Source organism: Thermobifida sp. (assembly GCF_017577275.1).
Classification (GTDB): Bacteria; Actinomycetota; Actinomycetes; order Streptosporangiales; family Streptosporangiaceae; genus Thermobifida; species Thermobifida fusca.
Map to the genome: position 1 here is coordinate 71,414 of NZ_PITY01000023.1, position 21,672 is coordinate 93,085.

Consider the following 21,672-nt stretch of genomic DNA (forward strand, 5'->3'; position numbering starts at 1 on the left):
GGTCAAAAGCCCTGCGGGCAAGGCTCTACTCTGGGGGCATGACCAAGCGCCCCATCGTCCTCTTCGGGGACCCGGTGCTGTCGACACCCGCCGCCCCGATCACCACGTTCAACCGGCACACTGAGGCTCTGATCCGCGACCTGATGGACACGGTGGACGCCCCTGGCCGGGCCGGGGTCGCCGCCCCCCAGATCGGGGTGGGGCTGCGGGCGTTCAGCTACCGCGTGGACGGCCAGATCGGCTATGTCATCAACCCGGAGATCGTGGAGCTGTCCGAGGAGATCCAGGAGGACGGCAATGAAGGCTGCCTGTCCGTGCCCGGACTGTGGTATCCGACCCCGCGGGCCCGTCGGGCCGTCGTCAAAGGAGTGGACCTCCGCAACGAGCCGGTGGTCGTGGCAGGCACCGGGGTGATGGCGCGCTGCCTGCAGCATGAGACTGATCACTTGGCGGGGAAGCTCTACCTGGACCGGCTGCCTCCCGAGACGCGCCGTGCCGCTATGCGGGAGATCCGCCGTTCCCCGTGGTTCCTGGGCGCTCGGGAGACGCCGCCGTCCACCCCCTCCCTTCCGTCTGCTTTTGGCGGAAAGTTCTGATCTGTGCCTCTCTTCCGATTAACGAGCGGTATCGACTAGTCAGATCACGAGAAGATCTCATAAGGTCTGCTCCAGCACCACGTGGCCCGGGTGACCCCCGCCTCACTTCTGTGGTACGGCCACAGGTCCCTCCCATGGAGCTAGTCAAGTGAGCAAATCCGTCGATCCTTCCACTGTGTCCATCCGCCGCCGCAGCGCTGTCCTCCTCTCCTCCGCTGCGGCGCTCTTCCTAGCCTTGTCCTCCTCCACGGCCCACGCTGACCCCGACGAGCCGTCCCTGGAGGAGCTGAACGAGCGCATCGCGGCGCTGGAGGAGGAGTACGACGCTGAGCTCGTCCAGTACACCAGCGCCAAGGAAGAGGTGGAGCGGGCCACCGAGGAGCTCGAAGAGATCGAAGAGAAGCTGGAGGCCGCGCGCGACGATGTGGCGCTGATCGCGGCCAGCCAGTACAAGAGCAGCGGGTTCGACCCCGTCATCGAGGTCATGGTGAGCCGCTCCCCCGACGAGGTGCTCTCCGACGTGGCTCTGATCACCCAGGTCTCCCATATCAACGGGGAGCGGGTGTCCCACCTGTCCGAGCTGAAGGAGGAGGCGGAGCAGGCCAAGGAGGAGGCCGAAGCGAAACTGGCAGAAGCCGAAGAGCTCGTTGAGGAGCTTGAAGCGCAACGCGACGAAGTGCTCGCCAAGATCGAGGAGTACGAGTCGGAACAGGTGCCGGTCACCACCGGAACCGGCAGCATTCCCGAGAGCGCCCGCGGCTGGGGCTTCGACGGTGCTACCCCGCGGATGGCGGCGATCCGAGACGAGATCATCCGGAAGTTCGGCGCCCCCTACCCGGTGGGGTGCCTGCGCCCCGGCGACCCCGGAGAGCACGGTTCGGGGCGTGCCTGCGACTTCATGATGAGCGCGGGGGGTGCGATGCCTTCTGCGGCCAACCGGGAGCTGGGCTGGCAGATCGCCGAATACGCCAAGGCCAACGCCGACCGGCTCGGGGTCATGTATGTGATCTGGGAGCAGAAGATCTGGGACTCCCGGAACCCGGGCGCCGGGTGGAAGCCGATGGCGGACCGGGGAAGCATCACCCAGAACCACTACGACCACGTGCACATCTCGTCGTGGTGACCGCGCTTTCCTCCGCGGCTCCGCCGCAGGGGTGTCCGCGGCCGCGGTTCACAGCGTGGCAGCCAGGTACAGGCTGAGCCAGGAGGCGAGGCGGTCGACGAGATCCGGTCGGACGGCCACGGCCCGTTCGGCATGCCCCATTCCCGGTTCAATCCACAGTTCCCTGGGGTCTTGTGCCGCCTCGTGGATCCGCCGAGCGTGCTCGACCGGAAAGTAGGGGTCGGCGTCGCCGTGGACGACGAGTAGTCCGGCGGGGGCTACGGCCCCGGCCAGTTCCGTCGGGTCCAGGGGGACCGGGTCCCATGGGCGGTCGAGGACCCTGACGTTGCGGGTCAGGCGGAGCAGAAGCCGGCCTGCCGGGCGGGTCACTCCGAAGGTGAGCAGCCGCATCCGCGTCGTGCCCTGGTAGAACCAGCGGCTGGGGCCGCTGACCGCCACCACGGCGTTGACGCCGCCGAAAAGGCCGGCGTGGCGGACCGCGACGGCCGCCCCCATGGAGAACCCCAGAGTCGCGATCTGGGTGTACCCCTGGGCGCGGAGATGGTCCACGGCGGTCTGCAGGTCGATGACCTCCCGGTCTCCGACAGTGGAGAATCCGGTGGAGGCGTGGTGGCCGCGGAAGTCGAAGAGCAGGACGTCCCCTACGGCCAGCAGGCGGGCGGCGATCGCTCTCGTGTGCGGGCTGCGCCATGTTCCCGTGAAACCGTTGGCGAGTACGACGGCGCTGGTCCGGGTGCGGGTGCCGCGGAGCAGCACCGAGTCGATTCGGACCCCGTCGGGGGTGGTGAGCCAGCGGCGTGCCTGCCGGGGGTGCTGGGCGTCGCGGTCGCGCACGGGATAGGTCATGGCTCCATCGTGCCGGAGGGGGCGGGGAAGGCGGGGGAAGGCACCGCGGTACGGCGTGCGGGTGTCAGAAGACCCGTCCCGGCTTGCTGCGGTCGCGGAGCGCAGCAAAACGCCACGTGTTGATCGGATGGGTGGCCAGCAGGTTCACCAGCATCACGAAGAATCCTTGGTCGGTGCGGGCCCGGTCGGCGATGGCGGCGAAGTCCACCCGGGGGTACAGGTATTTGCCTGCGGCTAGGACGCACAGACCGTGAACGCCTTCGGGGCAGAAACGGTAGGCGTGGTTGTCGGCGGTGTATTCCTGGGCCCGGCTCAGCGAGCTGCCGAGTCCGGGGATGAGGTTGGCGATGGAGATGCCGAACTGCCGCCAGAAGGAGGCGTGGCCTGCGGCGATGTGCCCGACTTCGTGTCCGATGACGAAGCGGAGTGCCGCGAGGTCCCCGTTGCGGACCCCGATTTCGAACAGGTCGCTGGTGATCGCCACATAGCGGCGGAACCCGTGCCCGGAGGCAAAGGCGTTGATCTGGCCGTGGCCGGCGACAAGGTAGGCGTCCGGGGGATGCGGCAGCCCGAAGGCGCGGGCGGCGTCGAGCACGATCTGGTGGATTTCCGGGAATTGGTGTTCGGTGATACGGACACCGTTGACGCGCTGCCGGGCGTACAACTGTCCGCGGGTGAAGAACACGAGGGCCGGGACGAGGAGCACCAGCAGCGGCTGGGTGCTGTGTTCGGTGATGGCCCGGTCAAAAGTGCCGATGACCGTGAGTGTGGTGACAGCCACACAGATCCACAGCAGACGGTTCTCCTGTGGATGGCGTAGCGACCGGTCCAGCCGTCGGCCCTCCCGGCCCCAGGGTGTCATGTGCGTCCGTCCGCTCTGCGGGGTCGCCCCCGATGGTCGACCAGGTGTGCGTGGTGGTGGCCTCGCTGGTCAGGAGGCGCACCACCCGGGGTCAGTAGCGGTACGGAGGTTCGTCTGAGTGGGGCGGGGTCTCCGGCGGGGGCGGGGCATCAACCGGCGGCCCCATGGGGGGCGGAGCGGCGAGCGGGGGACCGGAGGGCGGGCGGAAGGAAGGTGCGGGGCCGGTCTGGGGTCCCTGCGTGGGGCCTCGTGGGGGCGGGGGAGGATCGTTCAGGAGTTCCGCCATGTTGGCCCGTTGCGTGGTCTCCCCTTCATCGTCGGCGAGCAGCGCTTCCATGTCCGCGCTCTGCGTCGACTCCCCCTCATCATCGTCCGCGAGCAGCGCCTCCATGTCCGCGCTCTGCGTCGACTCCCCCTCATCATCGTCCGCGAGCAGCGCCTCCATGTCCGCGCTCTGCGTCGACTCCCCCTCATCATCGTCCGCGAGCAGCGCCTCCATGTCCGCGCTCTGCGTCGACTCGTCCTCCGTGATCCGGGAACTGGCGATCTGCGCCAGGCCGGAGGTGGCCCGTCCCGGTCCAGAGGTGCGGCCCAGATAGGTGAGGGCACCGATCGTGAGTGCGGCGATTCCGGCGCGCAGGGTGGCTTCGCGATCGGGGGCGAATTGGGAGGAGTGGGAGCCCGGCACTGACGCGAGTTTGTCGAAGGGGGTGGCTCCGGGGGCGGCGGACCACACGTCGTGCGGGGTGGAGCCGAGGAGCCACATGACGTATGGCACGGGTTCAGGGTCATCAGGGAGCCCGAACGCACCGAAGTCGTCGCCAACCGCGAAAGGTTCCGGCAGGTCGATCACATAGGCGTCGCCGAAGTAGGCCCGGTGGGCGGAGGACACCGCGCGGGTGTGCTGCGCGTGGTTGCGGATCAGGCTGGTCCTGCGGATCTCGGTGACCTCGGGTTCGCGGGGGGCTGCCGAGGCAGCGGCTTCGGCTTTGACTACGCGTTCGATGGCCGCGTAAATCCGGTCGGCTACCCGCTCGTTGAGGCAGCGCGTGTTGATTTCCAGGTACGCCTCGTCGGGGACGAGGTCGGCTTTGGTTCCGGCGCGCACCACTCCCGTGGTGAGGACCGCCATCTCACTGGGGTTGACTTCGCGCGCGACGATGGTCTGCAGGCGTGTGATGATGGATGCGGCGATGACCACGGGGTCGACACCGGTCTGCGGCTGGAATCCGCCGTGGCCCGGGCTGCCGAAGATCCGCACTCCCACGGTGGTGGACATGCCGAGGATGACCCCGGCCCGGTGGGCGATCATTCCGGCGGGTTGGGGGCCGACCCGCTGGGTGAGGACGATGTCGGGGCGCCCGAAGCGTTCGTAGAGGCCGTCAGCGAGCATGGCCTCGGCGCCGTCCAGGGTCTCCTGGCCGGGCTGTGCGACGACCATCAGGGTGCCGCTCCAGTGTTTCCGTGAACTGGACAGCAGGTCTGCTGTCCCGACCAGGCAGGCGGTGTGCGCGTCGTGGCCGGCGGCGTGCATGATCGGCGTTTCTTGGCCGTCGGCCGTCGTCCCGCGGGCGGTACTGGCGTAGGGCAGACCGGTCTGCTCTGCGAGGGGCAGGGCGTCCATAGCGCAGCGGAGCAGCACGGTCGGTCCTTCACCGTTGCGGAGGATCCCGACGACCCCGGTACCGCCGATCCCGGTCGTGACTTCGTACCCCGCCCGGGACAGCCATTCGGCCACGGCTTGGGAGGTGCGGTGCTCCTGATGCGACAATTCAGGGTTTCGGTGCAGGTCAACGTAGAAACCCTCGACGAGGGGGAAAATCTCGTCGACGAGTCGCATGACCTCGCTGCCGTGTTCCGTGACACGTCGTGGATCGACCGCCTGCGGCACTACTTGCCACCGCCTTCGTTATGTCGGTTCGATGGAACGGACCGTGGTCGGGCCCGGCGGAACGCACGCGACCCGCAACGATTGTTGCCGCCCACGTCGGGAATCTCAACACGCTTCCCGGGCCGGCGGACGTGCGCGCTCCGGTGCTCCGCTCCTGGAGTCGAGGGGAGCCGGGTGGGGAAGACCGTGTCCCAGCAGCCCATCTCTCCAGCTTTTCTCGCCGGGCTTTCCTGAGAGTCCTCTTATCCTTCTCCCAGAATTCTCTCGGGATTACTGTCTGTCACAACAAGTGCTGTGCTGTCGAACCGCTTTCTCCCGCAGCCTCCGTTGGTGATCGTTCTCTCGGAGAGCGTGTGGTCCCAACGCCCTTCTTTCCTACGACTGCCGTACCTGCCGCAGCACGCCAGCAACGCGATTCCCGGTTGGAGAATGCGAAATTCCCCCTCGTCGCTTTGATGGTGTTCGGCCCCGCGATCGATCCGATCTGGGGAACCCCTTGGTGAACGCGGTCTCCACGCGGGTCTACGCGTTCTGCAGGCCCGCGTCCATCCTGATCAGCGGCTACCTGCCGCAGCGGTTCGACGCTTCTCCGCGGCGAGTGGAAAAACTGGTGCTCGGGCTGGCTTCCCCTACCTGATCTTCTGGGAGGGCACGTGCTTTGGGCGCTCGTGGTGGGCCCGAGATTTCCGACGGCCCACTGGAGCCGGCGTGGCCCCTGCGGTTCCTGGTGGCCCTGTCTGGCTGGCGGTTGCGTGTTCCCGCGGGGCAGCGGCTGCGGTGGCCGCTCACCACAGCGGTAGGGGTCTCTGTCGCCGTGGCTTCGCGGAGTTGGGGGACGTACTTGGCCTGGGGCGGATGCTGAGTCTACTGCCGTTCTTCGTGCTCGCCCTGCTGCAGCCGAGGCACTTGTCCGCGCTCACGGTCGTCGTCTCGCTGGTGGCGGCCGTGCCTGCGGCGCACTACGTGGACTGTGCGTGGTTCTCCTGGCGGTCGAGCCTGGTCGACCGCGGTATCGACCCGTTGGGGCTCGGACTGCTGAGCCGGTCCGGCTGCATGCTGGCGGCTCTCGCCCTGACGCTGGCCCTTCGGCCGGGATGAGCTGGCCGACAGGGCTCTGGGATGGCGGTCAATACCGGCCCAGGGCTGGCGCTGGCCTTTGTCCTCTGCCTGCCGTGGGTCAGGGCGGTGGTGCGCCCGCTCGTCGAACCGGACGCCTCGTGGCTCTTGCGGCCGTCTGCTGCGGAGCGCTCCCGTGCGGTGGAGCGGTCCAGCGGCTCAACGGTCCGGAGAGGCCGGTGAGGGCCCTTCCGGACCAGGAAACCTGTCGGGGTCAGCTGGCGGCGGCGTTGGCCTCGGCCTCGGCAGCAGCGGTCAGCTGCCGGATGCCGGCTTCGAAGACCCGGGTGTCCAGCCACAGCTTGACCACCAGCACGGCCTCGAAGAGCATCAGCGCGGCGCCAGCGAAGACAGAGACGGGAATGATGAAGTGCGGCCACGGGGTGAACAGCGAGACGAGAGCGGTCAAAGGTGCCACGATGCACACGAACATCTCGAATTCGATCCCGCTGAACAGGTGCGGACGGACCCGGTGGCGCAGCAGCGCTTCCCGCAGGCGCTGGTAGGTGCTGAACCTCGTGAACACGGGCGCCATCGAGGAGACCACGCCCTCTTTTTTGTCGTCCTTGGGCTGCTGGTGCTGGGGGAAGACGGTCGTCTCGGTCTCAGTGCTCTCCGCGTCTTCGGCGGCCCCCGGCTCGTTCTCGCTCTGCTCAGGCTGGTCGTTCTGCTGGCCGAGCAGCGCGTTCAACCGCCGCCGCATGGTGCGCCGGGTCTTGGCGATCTGCGTGCCGTTGAGGTAGCGCAGCAGGTCGAAGAAGGTGAGCAGCGGCGCGAGCAGCAGGTAGGCGATCTCTCCGGTGTGGACCCACTGGCCGAGGAGCAGGGCCATCATGCAGGCGAAGAACCGGATGCGGTCGAAGACGAAGTCGACCCAGGCCCCGAACACCGTACCGGTGCCTTTGAGGCGCGCGATCTTGCCGTCCATGCAGTCGAGCACGAAGCTGAGGTGGAACAGCAGCGCTCCAGCCACCAGCCAGGGCCATGTCGCCTGAGTGAAGCACGCCGCCGCCCCCAAACCCAGGAGTCCGGCTCCGAAGGTGAGCTGGTTAGGGGTGATGGAGGTGTGGTTGGCAGTCCAGACGACCAGCCGTCCGGCGAGCGGATCGACCAGGAACACCGTCCACCAGGCATCACGTTTCTTGTACGTGCGCTCCTGGATTTCAGCAAGCGTGAAGGCTGTCATCGTCTTGTGTTACTCCTGTAACGGGGTGGAGAGACTCCACATCGGGTGGACGCCCCCGGAGAATGCGAGGACACGTTTTCCCGGGCGGAGTGGTGGGACGGGAGATCCGATGGTCACCGCTCTGCCGGGATGACGGTTGGCGAACCATAATCTGAAAAAAGTGAGAGGCGTGACGTGGGAACAGGGTCGCGTCTTTCACCAAGGCCGCCCAACATCGAAATCGAGGTGGACGTGCGCTTTCTCAACGACCAGGTGCCCACCCACGACCTGACCTACGGCGATGTGTTCATGGTTCCCCAACGTTCATCTGTAGGTTCCCGGATGAACGTTGACCTGACATCGCATGATGGTACAGGTACGACTATTCCTATCGTAGTGGCGAACATGACAGCGGTTGCCGGTCGCCGCATGGCCGAAACCGTGGCACGCCGCGGTGGTCTGGTCGTCCTACCCCAGGACATCCCTACCGATGTGGTAGCGGATGTGATCCAGTGGACAAAAACCCGTGATCTGGTGCACGATACGCCGATCACTCTGGCGCCGACGGAGACGGTCGGCCACGCGCTCAACCTCTTGCCTAAGCGGGCGCACAACGCGGTCATCGTCGTCGACGAGGAACGCCGTCCCATCGGTGTCGTCACCGAGGCGGACTGTGTGGGGGTGGACCGCTTCACCCAGTTGCACGAGGTGATGTCCACCGAGTTGCTCACCCTCGCCGCGGGCACCGACCCGCAGGAGGCGTTCGCCATCCTGCACGACTCCCGGCACCGCCTGGCCCCCGTGGTCGACAGCAACGGGGCTCTGGTCGGGGTGCTGACCCGCACCGGGGCGCTCCGCGCCACCCTCTACCGGCCCGCCGTGGACGCGCAAGGACGGCTGCGTGTCGCCGCCGCCGTGGGCATCAACGGCGATGTGGCGGGCCGGGCAGCGAAACTCCTGGAGGCCGGGGTGGACACCCTGGTTGTGGACACTGCGCACGGCCACCAGGAGAAGATGCTCGAGGTGCTCCGCCAGGTGCGGGCCCTGGACCCGCAGGTGCCGGTGGTGGCGGGCAACGTGGTGACCGCTGAAGGGGTGCGCGACCTCGTCGAGGCCGGCGCCGACATCGTCAAAGTCGGGGTGGGGCCGGGGGCGATGTGCACCACCCGCATGATGACGGGGGTGGGCCGTCCCCAGTTCTCCGCCGTGGTGGAGTGCGCTGCCGCCGCCCGGGAACTCGGCAAGTGGGTCTGGGCTGACGGGGGAATCCGGCACCCGCGTGACGTGGCGCTCGCGCTGGCCGCCGGGGCGAGCAATGTGATGATCGGCTCCTGGTTCGCCGGGACCTACGAGTCTCCCGGGGATGTGCTGCGGGACTCGGAGGGACGGTTGTACAAGGAGAGCTTCGGCATGGCCTCGGCCCGCGCGGTCCGGCTGCGCACCGCGGACGATTCGCCGTTCGAGCGGGCGCGTAAAGCCCTGTTCGAGGAGGGCATCTCTTCTGGGCGGATGTACCTGGACCCGGAGCGCCCCAGCGTCGAAGACCTGATCGACATGATCGTGGCGGGGGTACGCAGCGCGATGACCTACGCTGGCGCGGCGAACTTGGCGGAGTTCCACGAGCGCGCGGTGATCGGAGTCCAGAGCGTCGCCGGGTACAACGAGGGCAAGCCGGTGCTGCACGGCTGGTGACCAGGGCTGGGGTGCGGCTCCTGGGTGCTCAGGGGCTGCACCACATCACCGCCCCAAATCCGACAAACGGCACTTTCATTACAAAAATACTTTTTTGTTCTTGGTGCAACCTGTTCTGCCTACGCTGCCTCTAAAGCATCGGGGGCTTACATCTCGGGGGACACCTGCGGAGCGGCACCAAGGACGGGATTCAGTGGTCTACCAGGCTTCTTCTCCACCACGGCATCGACGGTTCCTTCCCTTTCTCATCGTCGCCGTTGTCGCGGTCCTCGTCATCGCCCTTGTGCGGTGGGTGGCGACCGGAGCGAAACTGCCCTCGCTCGCCCAGTTCGGATGCCTTGGGGACGCCATCTCCCTGACCGTGGCGTCCTCACCGGAGAAAGCCGGGGTGATGCGGCAGCTCGCCGAGGACTACAGCGGCACCCGGATCGACGAAGGCTGCGTGGAAGTCTCCATCGTCGAACAGTCTTCCGGGATGACCATGGACGCCCTCGCCGCCGGGGAATGGGACGAAGAGGAGTACGGCCCCCGCCCCGATGTGTGGTCGCCGGCAAGCTCCGGCTGGGTGGAGATCACCCGGCAGCGGGTCACCGAACAGGACCGCGCCTCACTCATCCCGGAAGAGACCCCCTCGATCGCCAACTCCCCCCTCGTCATCGCCATGCCCCGGCCGATGGCTGAAGCGCTCGGCTGGCCGGACAAGGAGCTCGGCTGGGTAGACCTGCACGACCTTGCGGACAGCGAAGCAGGATGGGGATCGGTCGGCCACCCCGAGTGGGGCGAGTTCCGCATGGGCAAGACCAACCCCAACTACTCCACGTCCGGGCTCAACGCCACCGTCGGCACCTACTTCGCGGGCACGGGTATGGCCTCCGACCTCACCGTCGACGACATCAACTCCAGCCAGACCCGCGCGTTCGTCAGCGCTGTGGAGCGCTCCATCGTCCACTACGGCGACATCACCATGACGTTCCTGGCCAACCTGCGCCGCGCCGACGCGGAAGGGCAAGGGCTCACCTACGTCTCCGCGGTGGCGGTGGAGGAGATGTCGGTGGTGCACTACAACCAGGGCAACCCCAGCGGCGACCCGGCAACCGCGGAAGACGCCGAACCGCCGAACGTGCCGCTCGTCGCGGTCTACCCCAAAGAGGGCACCCTGATGTCGGACCACCCCTACGTGGTCCTGGACTGGGCGGACGAGCCGAAGCGCGCCGCTGCGGCGGCTTTCCTGGACTACCTCCTCAGCGACGAGGCGCAGCAGGTGTTCCTGGACAACGCGTTCCGGGGGCACGACGGGCGCACCGGGGACCTGTTGACCGAGGAGAACGGGGTGCTGCCCGCAGAGCCGGTCGAGCTCTCCCTGCCGTCGGCGAACGTGCTCAACGCGATGCTGGAGAACTGGGCTGAGCTCCGCAAGCCCGCCAACGTCCTCCTCGTCATCGACACGTCCGGCTCGATGCAGGAATCGGTCCCGGGCACGGGAAGCACCCGCCTGGAGCTCGCCAAGGAGGCCGCTATCACGTCCCTCGACGAGTTCTCTGACAGCGACCGCGTGGGGCTGTGGATGTTCAGCACCGACCTGGAGGACAACGGGCAGGACTGGCGGGAGCTCGTGCCCCTCGGCCCGCTCGGCGCCTCGGTCAACGGGACACCCCGCCGGGAGGAGCTCGCGGAGCGGATCTCCAACCTGCCGCCAGGGGGCGGTACCGGCCTCTACGACACCGCGCTGGCCGCGCACACGCTCGTCGCCGAGCACAGCCGGCCGGACGCCATCAACGCGGTTGTGTTCCTCACCGACGGGAAGAACGAAGATCTCAACGGCATCAGCCTGGAGAAGCTCCTCGACAGCATCACCCCGGAACCCGGGCAGCAGGGGGTGCGGATCTTCACCATCAGCTACGGCGAGGACGCGGACCTGAAGACGATGACTCAGATCGCGGAAGCTACCAACGCCGCGGCCTACGACGCCTCCGACCCCCAGAGCATCGACGAGGTGTTCGAAGCAGTGATCTCCAACTTCTAGCGGCGGGATTCGGAGGGGAACAGAGAATGCAGCTACGGAAGTTCGCCAACCCGTGGTGCCTCCTGTGCGGCGCGGTGGCGGGCGGGCTGGCCTGGGCGGTGACCCTCCCCGTCTGGGCAGCCTTCGTGATCGCCGTGATCATCTGGTTGACCGCGGTGCTCGTGTTCGGCTTCCTGTTCCCCACCGCCCCGTCCGAGACGGAGCTGCCCGCCGACCCGGTGGCGGTCGACGCCGGCTGCGCCCGCCGCGCGCACGCGGCCGCCGCCTCCCTGCAGGACGTGGCCGCACCGTTCCTGGAAGGGCCGCTGGGGGACCGGGTTTCCCGCATCGTCTGGCGGGCCGGTGAGATCGCCGCGTCCATTGACCACCTCGTCCGCCGCAGCCAGGAGCTGTCCGCGCTGGTCCACAACCTGGCACAGCATCCGCACTCCCGGGGACGGGCACGCTATGTGGAGTCCCGCCACGCCGAGATACGGCGCCGCATGTACGCGGCGACCCGGGACTTGGAGGCCGCGGTCCCCCGATTCTTGGCTACGGCCTCCCCTGGGGCCGCTCCCGATGTGGCCGCCCTGGACCGGCTTGCTACCGATTTGGAAAACATCGGCTACGGCGTGGACATTGGTGAGAGCATGGTCACGGAGATCTTGGGGCCGGAGCCTCCGCGCACCCCGCAGGCGCCGGCGAACTGACCGCAGCCCATAGCCATCCGACCGAGCTTTCGGACCACGATCGATGGATCGCTACTACCCTCTCCTGCCTATCGGAATCGGCCTGTGCTCCCTCGTGTGGCTGGTACGGGACATCGTCGCCGCGTGGCTGCTGGGGCGACGCGGCGAGCGAGCCGAAGGCACGATCGTCGGCTATGCCGAAACCAACAGCACCTCGCGGATGATCGTGCGGTTCCGCACCGAAGAAGGGGAGGAGGTCCTGGCTCTGCACGACAACTCCTCCTGGTCGGCTGCCCGCTACGGTGATCCCGTCACCGTCTCCTACGATCCGGATAACCCGCAGCGGGCTCGAGTCGTCGCTGCCCCGTGGTTGAGCCTGTGGCCCCGCACACTTTTCCTGACCGTGGCCTCAGGCATTCTTCTGATCGGCTGTTTCCTCGGTTTCCTCACCTGGGGATAACCGCGCCGACGGCTCGGCTCTAAGATCCCACCGCAATGGCATCTCATCCGGTTCTTCGGTTTTCGTCCGGAATGATCACCATGGAGTTAGCCGAACGCGGTACGATCCTTGCTGGTTTCCTTACCCTTTGACCGCTTACGCGCTTCAGCACACCGCGCCGCCCTCTCTCGCACAGGGGGTGGCCCTCGGCTCCGGCCGTCATCGCTGTCACAGTATCCGTCGGCCTTTTCCCCATGTGTGCTCAGCGGCCCCGGTCCTCTAGGAGAGCAGTGCAGGCAGCCAAGAAGAAGCGGGCTCCCCTGATCAAGACCCGCCTCCGCAGAATTGTCCTCGCTCCGGTCTCGGCGTTGGTCGTCCTGTGGTTGATCGGTAGCGTCTACCTGGCCTACGGGACGGTGGTGCAGTACGCCTACGTCCAGGCCAACGACCGTCTCCTTCTCCCCTCGGCCCTGGCACTGACCGCGGTCATGGATGAGCGTTCGGTGACCATGGCCTACCTGGACCGCCCCCGAGAGACCCGGGAGACCCTCCTCGACGTCCGCGCAGACGTCGACCAGCGCATGGGCAATATCCTCGACGAATTCCGCGGCCTTTTGTCATTGTCCCCCGAGAAAGTCCAGAAACGCATCACCTACCTGGACGAAAAGTTCAAGGAAATCGGCGAACTGCGTGCCCGGGTCGACCAGGGAAACATCGACCGTGAAGAGGTCGAGGAGTATTACAACGACCTGGTCATGGCGGGTGCCGACCTCTTCGACGAGCAGGCCCGGTCCGTTCCCAGCCCGGAGGTCGTCGGACCTTCGGTCAGCGCTGTCTCCATGTTCCGTGTCGTCGACGCGCTCGCCCGGGCCGACGCGAAACTCTCCCGCGGCTTCGCCACCGGCGAGTTCTCCATGGACGACCAGCACGAGTTCGTGGCGCAGGTCGGCGCATACGAATCCATGCTGGAAGCGGTCGACGACTATCTTGGCCCCGAGCCCACGAACATGCTCGCGTCCCTGCGGGACAACGAAGAGTACGTCCACCTGCACGAACTCATCCACGAGATCGCCAACCGGATGATCACCACGGAGTTCGACCCCTACACCGGGCAAGAGGTCGAAGATTTGAGCCTGCCGGTGGACGAAGCCGAATGGCGGTCCGCCTACCTGCCGGTGAAGGACGCCCTCACCGAGATCGGGGCCAGCCAGGCGACCTGGGGTGCGCAGGTGCAGCGCTCGGACGCCAACCAGTCTCTGCTCATCGCGGTGCTCGGCTCGCTCGGGGTTGCCGCGCTCACCGCGACCGTGCTGGTCTACTCCACCCGGTCGTCGCAACGGCTCGTCGACCGTCTCGTACAGTTGCGCGACCAGACCCAGGAGCTGGCGGACAAGCGCCTGCCTGCGCTGATGGACCGTTTGAAGAAGAACGAGCCGCTCGACTCCGAGGTGGAGGTCGAAGCCGAGATCCTGCCGCTGAGCGAGTCCGAGGACGAGATCGGCGAGGTGAGCCGTGCCTTCACCGCCGCCCAGCGCACGGCGGTCGAAGCCGCGGTCCGGCAGGCGCAACTGCGCCAGGGTGTCAACCGCGTGTTCCTCAACATCGCCCACCGCAGCCAGACCCTGGTCCACCGCCAGTTGCGCATCCTGGACAAGCTCGAACGCGAACAGGAGGACCCGGAGCAGCTCACCGACCTGTTCAAACTGGACCACCTCGCCACCCGGGCCCGGCGGAACGCAGAAAACCTGCTCATTCTCGGCGGCCAGAACCCTGGACGCACCTGGCACCACCCGCTGCCGCTCATCGACGTGCTGCGCGGTGCGATCTCGGAGTGCGGTGACTACTCCCGGGTCAAACGGCAGCGGATCGCCCCGGTCTCCGTGCAGGGCAACGCGGTCGCTGACGTCATCCACCTCGTCGCCGAGCTGGTCGACAACGCGACCACCTTCTCCCCGCCGCACACCAAGGTCCACTTGCGCGCGGACCGGGTGCCCAACGGGGTGACGATCGAGATCGAAGACCGCGGCCTGGGCATGAAGGACGACGAGCTCGAGTCGGCCAACGCGATGCTGGCCGATCCGCCCGAGTTCGACGTGATGCGTCTCAACGAGAAGACGCGGCTGGGCCTGTTCGTGGTCTCCCACCTGGCGCGGCGGCACCACATCAAGGTGCAGTTGCGCACCTCCCCCTACGGGGGTGTACTGGCGATCGTGCTGCTGCCGGCAAACCTGATCGTCGACGAGCAGCCCTCCCCCCTCCGCGGCGCCAACACGGACGGCGGAGAGACGGGCAGCGGGCTGCCGCAGCGCGGGGTGCGCACCCCGGCCCTGCCGGCTGCGTCGCCCACCGGTGCCCCGTCCGAGGAGGCTTCCGAAAGCGACGGGGACATGCTCACCACCCCCTCGTCCTCCCAGGCGCCCGCCCAGCCGCCGAGGTTGCCCCGGCGGATTCCTGGGGTGAGCACGTTCCCTGAACTGGCCACCGAGGGCGCGGCCCGCCGCCCCACTCCTCCTGCCCCTTCCGGTTCCTCTCCGGCTGACGCGCCGCAGCGTCCGCAGCCCGCCGCCACGGAGGGCCGTCCTCCGCTGCCGCGTCGCATCCCCCAAGTGAATCTCGTCCCCCAGTTGTGCGACGACCCGACTGAAGAAACGGCTTCTTCCCCTGAGACAGGGCCATCCACCAATGACATGGAACGTCCAACGCGTCTCCGGCAGACCCTGACCGCATTCCAACAGGGCACCCGCAAAGGACGCGAGGACGGTAAGAAGCTGCTGAACGACACCGAGAAGGATGCACAGTGACCGACAACGCACCCCGTGATCTGGACTGGCTGCTCGACGAACTCGTGGAGCGCGCGGTCGGTGCCCAGCACGCGATCGTGCTGTCCGCCGACGGGCTTCCCATCGGGAAGTCCAAGGACATCACCACGGAGGACGCCGAACACCTCTCCGCGATCGCCTCAGCATTCCAGAGCCTTGCGCAAGGCACCGGACGCCAGTTCAAGGGCGGCCGAGTGCTGCAGACCGTCGTGGAGATGGAGCACGCCTACCTGTTCGTCACCGGGGCGGGCAGCGGCGCCTGCCTGGCAGTGCTCGCTGGGGAAGGGTCCGATGTGGGGCTCATCGCCTACGAGATGAACGTCCTGGTGGAACAGGTCGGCCGGTTCCTGGAGTCCTCCCCCCGAAGCACCGCAGAGTCACCAGCCCACGGTCAGACGACCGCGGCCTCCACGCGATAGCGGAGAGCAACCATGTCCGATCGGCGCACGCCGGACAAGGCTTCCGACGGTCCCGGCTCTCCGGTCAGGCCTTACGTGATGACTGAGGGCCGTGAGGCAACCAACACGGTCCAACTGGACATGATCAGTGTGGTCATCTCGGCCCGCGGCGAGGTGGACGAGCTGTCCTTGGAGCCGGAACAGCTTGCCATCCTCGACCTTTGCCAGCGCCCCTTATCAGTGGCAGAGGTCGCGGCACGCCTCGACATCCCGGTGGCCGTGGTCAAAGTGCTGATGGGAGACCTGATCGCGCGCGGCTACATGCTGGCCCGCGCCCCGTACACGATCCAGCACCCGGTGGTCGGCCGGGACGTCCTTCAGGCGGTACTCGATGGCATCCAACGACTCTGATCGCGGTCCAACACTGCTCCCCGCGGCGCTCAAGGTTCTCATCGCGGGCGGGTTCGGCGCGGGGAAGACCACGATGGTCGGCTCGATTAGTGAGATCACCCCGCTGAGCACCGAGGAGGTGATGACCGAGGCCAGTCTGGGGGTGGACGACCTGTCCGGCGTGGAGAACAAGACGACCACCACGGTGGCGCTGGACTTCGGTCGGATCACCATCAGCCCTGAGCTGGTGTTGTACCTGTTCGGTACCCCGGGTCAGGAGCGGTTCTGGTTTATGTGGAACGAGCTGGCTGCCGGGGCGCTGGGTGCGGTGGTGCTTGCCGACACCCGGCGGTTGGAGACGTGTTTTCCCTCGGTGGACTTCTTCGAACGGCGCGGTATCCCGTTTGTGGTCGCGGTGAACTGCTTCGACGGGGCCGCCGTATACCAGCCGGAGGAGGTCCGCGACGCCCTGAGCCTCGATCCGCAGATCCCCGTGCTGCTGTGTGACGCGCGGGTGCGCGAGTCGTGCAAAGAAGTGCTGATCACGCTGATCCAGCACCTCCAGTCCAGGGCGGCCAGCACGGTGTGATGCTTGGTGGTCGCTGATCGCATCAGCGACCACCCGCACCCCATCCGTTGCTTTTTTCACATTTTGAGCTGGTTCATACAAGTTTTTTAGGGGTATGAAGAAGGGTTGATGTGCCGCGGGGCTTTGGAACAGCCCCCGGAGACGGTACACAACCGCCCTGGAGACACCCCCCGTGAAACGCTTCGACTGGTATACCGAGATCCACCGGCTTGACGCCGAAGCCGACTGCCGTCGGATCACGGAAATCCTCACCACGCACGAGTTTCCTTGGGACATCGAGCAGGCGTTGAGCCTGGCCCTCTACCGCACCTACGCCGTACCGAGCATCGGGCAACTGCTCGCAGAGACCCGAGAATTCCTCGACCGCACCCAGCGCCGCTCCGACGACACCGCCCTCATCCTCACCGAGATCATGCGGCACGGTTTCGAACCGGGACGGGGGCGCGATGCGCTGCGGCGCATGAACCAGATGCACCGCTCCTACGACATCAGCAACGACGACTACCTCTACGTGCTCAGCACTTTCGTCGTCATGCCGGTGCGCTGGATCAACGACCTGGGCTACGGCTGGCGTCGGCTCACCGAGCACGAGATCACCGCCAACACCAACTACTACCGGCTGCTCGGCAAGCACATGGGGATCAAAGAGATCCCTGAAACCTACGACGAGTTCTACGAGCTGTTCGACTCCTACGAGATCGCCCACTTCGGGTACAGCGAAGGAGGCCGGGCTGTCTCCGATGCCACGCTGCGGCTGATGGTCGATACCGTCCCCCGCTGGCAGCAGCCGGTCTTCCGGAAGTTCACCATGGCTCTGCTGGACGACCGGCTCATCCAAGCGTTCCGCTACGACCCGCCGTCACGGTTCTGGCGCACCGCCGCGCACCTGGCGATGCGGCTGCGGGCCAAGATCGTCCGGTTCATGCCCCCGCGGGTGGAGCCCTACCGCATCGAGAACAACCCGAAGATCAAGAGCTACCCCAACGGCTACGATCCGCGGCGGATCGGCACGTTCCCCAAGGGATGCCCGGTGCCGCACGACATGGTCACCATTGAGATCCCCGAGACGGGTGCCCGCATCCCCGCTCCCGGGCAGGAACTGGCCCCGCAGGGGCAGGACGCGCGCGCATAGTCTGAACCTTATGGCCGGAAGCGGTCGGGCGGCAGACGGCGGTCTTGTGCGACTCTGGTAGGGATGTCCCCAATAGGAAGAGAGCCTATGGTGACCTTTTCTCCCGAACGAGCTGCGGCATCCACCCGTGCAGGAGAGGGCTGCCGCAGACGGAGTCTGCTGCCGGGCTGCCGCCCCGCGTCCTCCAGGGATCGAGCACCGACACCTCAATAGCGTGACTGCTGCTGTGGGGCCTAAGCTGAACCGCGTGAGTGAACAGGTCGTTCCCCCATCCTCCGACAGTCCCCCTCCCCCCGACCGGACCGAGGTGGGTGTAGGTCCGTGGGAAGGTCCCTGGCCCGAAGGCGATCACTACGACCCGGAACTGCTCAAAAACGGCGACCGCCGGAACGTGGTGGACCGGTACCGCTACTGGCGGCGGGAAGCGATCGTCGCTGACCTCGACCGCCGGCGCCACCCATTCCATGTGGCCATCGAAAACTGGGAGCACGACTTCAACATCGGGTCCGTGGTCCGCACCGCGAACGCTTTCGCTGCCCGTGCCGTCCACATTGTGGGGCGCCGCCGCTGGAACCGGCGCGGCGCGATGGTGACCGACCGCTACCAGCACATCCACCACCACCCCGACACGGCTTCCCTGGTGGCATGGGCGGAAGCCCACGACCTTCCGCTGATCGGGATCGACAACCTTCCAGGCTCGGTCCCGTTGGAGACCTATCCCCTGCCCCGCGAATGCGTTCTCGTCTTCGGCCAGGAGGGACCCGGCCTGTCGGAAGAAGTCCGCAAAGTCTGCGTTTCGGTGCTCTCCATCGCCCAGTTCGGCTCCACACGGTCCATCAACGCTGGTGCGGCCGCTGCGGTGGCCATGCACGCTTGGATCCGCGCCCATGTGTTCCACCAGTCCGTGTGACATCCCATCCCCGCGCGGTACTTGACGGCCCCGTGCCGCTGCTCGCCGCGTTCCCTGACGAGGAGAGAGGAGGCCGCGTTCTCTCCCTGGCTTGACGGCCTGGGGCACCACACCGCGCACACCATGATGAGCAGAGTCGCATCGGCCCGCTGGCCGGGTGGATTTCGGTCGTACCAGCGGCACGCGCTGGAAGCGTTGGATGCCCGTTGGGCGTCGGGGGAACGGCGTGCGTGGGTGGTGCTGCCTCCCGGAGCGGGCAAGACTCTCGTCGGATTGGAAGCGGCGCGGCGGCTTGGCCACCGCACGGTGGTGTTCGTCCCCAACACCGCGGTCCAAAACCAGTGGCTCGCCCTGTGGCGGAAGTTCGACCGCCCCGACGGGTGTACTGCGGGAACCCGGCGCTCCCTCGACCACGACGTCACCGTGCTGACCTACCAGTCGCTAGCCGTGTTCGACCCGGATGCGGAGACCGACGAAGAGGGAAATGAACTGCCTCCCCTGGGTCGGCTGCACGGCAACGGCAGCGCCCTGCTCGAAGCCCTGCGTGCGGCGGGGCCGGTCACCGTCATCCTCGACGAGTGCCACCACCTCCTGCAGATGTGGGGGCGGCTGCTCGCCGACGTGCTGCGGGAACTCCCGAACGCCCACGTCCTCGGCCTCACCGGCACCCCGTGGGAGACCCTAACGGACAGTGAGGCCGTACTGGTTCGGCGCATGTTCGGCGCCCCGATCCGCGGGGCTTCCATTCCCGCCCTGGTCCGCGACGGCTACCTCGCCCCCTTCGCGGAACTCGTCTGGATCACCGAACCCACACCCGCCGAACAGGACTACATCGCCGAGCAAGGACTGCGGTTCACGGAACTCTGCACCGACCTGTTCTCCCCCGGTTTTGCCAGCACCGACTTCGTGACCTGGCTGCGCCGCAGGTTCTGCGAGCGTGTCACCGACACGGGGGAGCAGGCGAGCTGGGCGCAACTGGCCGCGCAGGAACCGGAACTCACCGACGCAGCCCTGCGTCTGCACCATGCCGGGCTGTTCATGCTGCCGCCCGGCGCCCGTCTCCTGGAGCGGCACCGCAGCGCCCCCACGGCTGACGACTGGATGGTGCTGATCAGCGACTACGTCCTCAACTGTCTGGCCCCCCACCAGGGCAAAGAGCTCGTCGCCCCGGAGCGGGCCGCCGACGACCGGGACACGCAAGCGTGGGAGCGGATTCGCACCGCGCTGCGGGCGATCGGATACACACTGACCCGGCACGGCATCCGCGGCGGCCGTTCCCCCGTGGACCGGGTGCTGGCTCGGAGCTCCGCGAAATCGCAGAGCACTGTGCAGATCATCGCAGCTGAGTCCGCGTTCTTGGGTTCGCGGCTGCGGGCCCTGGTGCTGTGCGACCACGAACGGGCCAGTGTGCGCCCTTCACCGCAGTTGCGCGACGTGCTCGACGACCAAGCTGGGTCGGCGTGGCTGCAGTTGGAGCTGTTGGCCACAGACGAGCGCACCAGCGCCCTGCATCCCATGCTGGTGACCAACCGCACCGTGGCCGCGGCCCCGGACACCGCGGACGATTTCATCGCGTTCGTCAAGGAGCGCCGCCCCGCCCTCAACTTGACCTGTGTGGATACGGGGTCCCGCGGCTCCCTGGTGCGGATCGAAGGCCGCTGGACGTCCCGGACCTGGGCCCGACTGGTCACCGAATACTTCGAAGAGGGCCGCTGCCAAGTCCTAGTGGGCACGCTCGGACTGCTCGGCGAAGGCTGGGACACTCCCCGGGTCAACACGATCGTGGACTTGACGACCGCCACCACCCCCACCTCGGTGGTTCAAGGGCGCGGCCGTGCGCTGCGCCTTGACCCGGAGTGGCCGGAGAAGACCGCGCACACCTGGACAGTGGTGTGTGTCAGCGACACCCACCCCAAGGGGAGCGCGGACTGGGAGCGGTTCGTCCGCAAGCACGAAGGCTACCTGGGAGCGGCTGCTGACGGGGAAGTGATGAGCGGGGTCGCGCACGTCGACCCGGCGCTCTCCCCGTATGCGCCGCCGCCGGTGGACCAGTTCGCGGACATCAACGAGCGGATGCTGCGGCGCGCCGAAGACCGAGAGGATACCCGGGAGCGGTGGCGGATCGGCTCCCCCTACACGGACGAACTGCTGGCCACGGTCCGGGTCCGGCCGCAGCAGTATCGGGGAGTGCTGGCGCCCCGCCCGGCAGGCCAGTCCCCGCAACCGCCGCCCGCCGTGCCGGGCCGGGCGGGGGTGGACACTGCTGAACAGTTGGCGGTGTCCCCGCTGTGGAAGATCGTGCTGTCTGTTCCCGTGGTCGCGGCCGCGGTCCTGCTGGTGGTGACCGCGTTCGGCCTTCCGCCGTCGGCCGGCCTGGCCGTGGCAGGAGCGGTGGCCGGCGGGGTCTGCGCCTACCGGCTGCTGGCCCGGCGGCCGCGGATCCGGCGGGCCGCCCAGCTTTTCGAGATCGCTTCTGGGGAGCCTGACATTCTCCGGTTCGGTTACGCCATTGCGGATGCGATGCATGCGGCGGGGTATTCCCCGGTGGGCGCGGAAGGCCTGCGGTTGGACATCGACACGGACGGCACGTTCCGGCTCACGTTCACCGGCGCCGGGCCTGCCGAAGCCAAAGCCTTCAGCACGGCCTTGGACGAGGTGATCTCACCGCTGGTAGGCCAGCCCCGCTACATCATCAACCGCTACCGGATCGAGCCTCCCGCCGATGCAGCGCAGGCCCAGCGGATGGGGATGGACTGGCTGCTCGGCAAAGCCCCGGAGAACCCCGCGGTGTTCCACGCGGTGCCGGCACTGCTGGGCCGCGACCGGCGGGGAGTGGAAGCGTTTGCGCGGGCGTGGAACCGGTGGCTGTCCGCCGGGGAGCCCATCTACACCGCGAGCCCGGCGGGGTCCCGGCTGCTGCACACCTACTACGCCACGGACCCGTACCCGTCGGAGACAGAGTCCCGGTTCACCTGGCTGTGAGCTTCCCAGTCGAAGGAGCGGGTCCGCTGCC

Annotated in this window: 19 protein-coding genes; 15 read left to right on the forward strand and 4 right to left on the reverse strand. The window is 67.3% G+C overall.

From position 1 onward, the window contains the following. Positions 1–38: 38 nt before the first annotated feature. Positions 39–596 carry a peptide deformylase gene (gene def / locus CW348_RS11425; protein ID WP_011292856.1) on the forward strand — a complete coding sequence of 186 codons (558 nt, stop codon included), beginning with the start codon at positions 39–41 and terminating at the stop codon, positions 594–596. Between the two features lie 148 nt (positions 597–744). Further along, complete coding sequence (locus CW348_RS11430) at positions 745–1,719, forward strand: hypothetical protein (protein WP_011292857.1); 975 nt, start codon at positions 745–747, stop codon at positions 1,717–1,719. 48 nt (positions 1,720–1,767) lie between these two features. Here the strand turns inward: CW348_RS11430 and CW348_RS11435 are convergent, their stop codons facing one another. From CW348_RS11435 to CW348_RS11445, 3 genes are all read right to left on the reverse strand, one after another. Further along, positions 1,768–2,565 (reverse strand): alpha/beta hydrolase, encoded by a 798-nt coding sequence (locus CW348_RS11435; protein WP_011292858.1) that lies wholly within the window; start codon positions 2,563–2,565, stop codon positions 1,768–1,770. A gap of 64 nt (positions 2,566–2,629) precedes the next feature. Continuing rightward, positions 2,630–3,427, reverse strand: a complete 798-nt coding sequence (locus CW348_RS11440) for a M48 family metallopeptidase (RefSeq protein ID WP_011292859.1) — start codon at positions 3,425–3,427, stop codon at positions 2,630–2,632. Positions 3,428–3,518: 91 nt separating this feature from the next. Continuing rightward, on the reverse strand, positions 3,519–5,267 hold the full coding sequence (locus tag CW348_RS11445) for an amidohydrolase (RefSeq protein WP_276527022.1): 1,749 nt from the start codon (positions 5,265–5,267) through the stop codon (positions 3,519–3,521). 550 nt (positions 5,268–5,817) lie between these two features. On the opposite strand from CW348_RS11445, the gene CW348_RS11450 reads away from it, so the two are divergent. Together CW348_RS11450 and CW348_RS11455 are read left to right on the forward strand one after the other, a co-directional pair. After that, a complete protein-coding gene (locus CW348_RS11450) occupies positions 5,818–5,955 on the forward strand; it encodes a hypothetical protein (protein WP_016189136.1) in 138 nt (45 codons plus the stop codon). Between the two features lie 218 nt (positions 5,956–6,173). After that, positions 6,174–6,416, forward strand: coding sequence for a hypothetical protein (locus CW348_RS11455; RefSeq protein WP_016189137.1), 243 nt, complete (start codon positions 6,174–6,176; stop codon positions 6,414–6,416). Positions 6,417–6,648: 232 nt separating this feature from the next. Here CW348_RS11455 and CW348_RS11460 read toward each other — a convergent pair whose 3' ends face one another. After that, on the reverse strand, positions 6,649–7,620 hold the full coding sequence (locus CW348_RS11460) for a CDP-alcohol phosphatidyltransferase family protein (RefSeq protein WP_011292862.1): 972 nt from the start codon (positions 7,618–7,620) through the stop codon (positions 6,649–6,651). 231 nt (positions 7,621–7,851) lie between these two features. Between CW348_RS11460 and CW348_RS11465 the strand changes: the two genes are divergently transcribed. From CW348_RS11465 to CW348_RS11515, 11 genes are all read left to right on the forward strand, one after another. Continuing rightward, positions 7,852–9,291 carry a GuaB1 family IMP dehydrogenase-related protein gene (locus tag CW348_RS11465; RefSeq protein ID WP_016189138.1) on the forward strand — a complete coding sequence of 480 codons (1,440 nt, stop codon included), beginning with the start codon at positions 7,852–7,854 and terminating at the stop codon, positions 9,289–9,291. 193 nt (positions 9,292–9,484) lie between these two features. Further along, positions 9,485–11,314, forward strand: a complete 1,830-nt coding sequence (locus tag CW348_RS11470) for a VWA domain-containing protein (protein WP_011292864.1) — start codon at positions 9,485–9,487, stop codon at positions 11,312–11,314. A 26-nt stretch (positions 11,315–11,340) separates the two neighbouring features. Continuing rightward, the gene (locus tag CW348_RS11475; RefSeq protein WP_011292865.1) at positions 11,341–12,003 is read left to right on the forward strand and encodes a hypothetical protein; all 663 of its coding nucleotides are present in this window, start codon (positions 11,341–11,343) and stop codon (positions 12,001–12,003) included. Positions 12,004–12,046: 43 nt separating this feature from the next. Next, positions 12,047–12,442 carry a DUF3592 domain-containing protein gene (locus CW348_RS11480; protein ID WP_011292866.1) on the forward strand — a complete coding sequence of 132 codons (396 nt, stop codon included), beginning with the start codon at positions 12,047–12,049 and terminating at the stop codon, positions 12,440–12,442. A gap of 269 nt (positions 12,443–12,711) precedes the next feature. Further along, the gene (locus CW348_RS11485; protein ID WP_104613125.1) at positions 12,712–15,222 is read left to right on the forward strand and encodes a sensor histidine kinase; all 2,511 of its coding nucleotides are present in this window, start codon (positions 12,712–12,714) and stop codon (positions 15,220–15,222) included. Beyond that, entirely contained in the window at positions 15,219–15,659 is a 441-nt protein-coding gene (locus CW348_RS11490; protein ID WP_011292868.1) for a roadblock/LC7 domain-containing protein, read from the forward strand. The genes CW348_RS11485 and CW348_RS11490 overlap by 4 nt, the downstream gene beginning before the upstream one ends. Positions 15,660–15,671: 12 nt before the next feature. Continuing rightward, complete coding sequence (locus tag CW348_RS11495; RefSeq protein WP_011292869.1) at positions 15,672–16,049, forward strand: DUF742 domain-containing protein; 378 nt, start codon at positions 15,672–15,674, stop codon at positions 16,047–16,049. Then, positions 16,030–16,617 carry an ATP/GTP-binding protein gene (locus CW348_RS11500; RefSeq protein WP_011292870.1) on the forward strand — a complete coding sequence of 196 codons (588 nt, stop codon included), beginning with the start codon at positions 16,030–16,032 and terminating at the stop codon, positions 16,615–16,617. Before CW348_RS11495 ends, CW348_RS11500 begins: the two co-directional genes overlap by 20 nt. Before the next feature lie 172 nt (positions 16,618–16,789). Next, positions 16,790–17,749 (forward strand): oxygenase MpaB family protein, encoded by a 960-nt coding sequence (locus tag CW348_RS11505; protein WP_016189142.1) that lies wholly within the window; start codon positions 16,790–16,792, stop codon positions 17,747–17,749. Positions 17,750–17,996: 247 nt separating this feature from the next. Beyond that, a complete protein-coding gene (locus tag CW348_RS11510) occupies positions 17,997–18,659 on the forward strand; it encodes a TrmH family RNA methyltransferase (protein ID WP_016189143.1) in 663 nt (220 codons plus the stop codon). 126 nt (positions 18,660–18,785) lie between these two features. Beyond that, the gene (locus CW348_RS11515; protein ID WP_104612802.1) at positions 18,786–21,641 is read left to right on the forward strand and encodes a DEAD/DEAH box helicase family protein; all 2,856 of its coding nucleotides are present in this window, start codon (positions 18,786–18,788) and stop codon (positions 21,639–21,641) included. Positions 21,642–21,672: the final 31 nt, after the last annotated feature.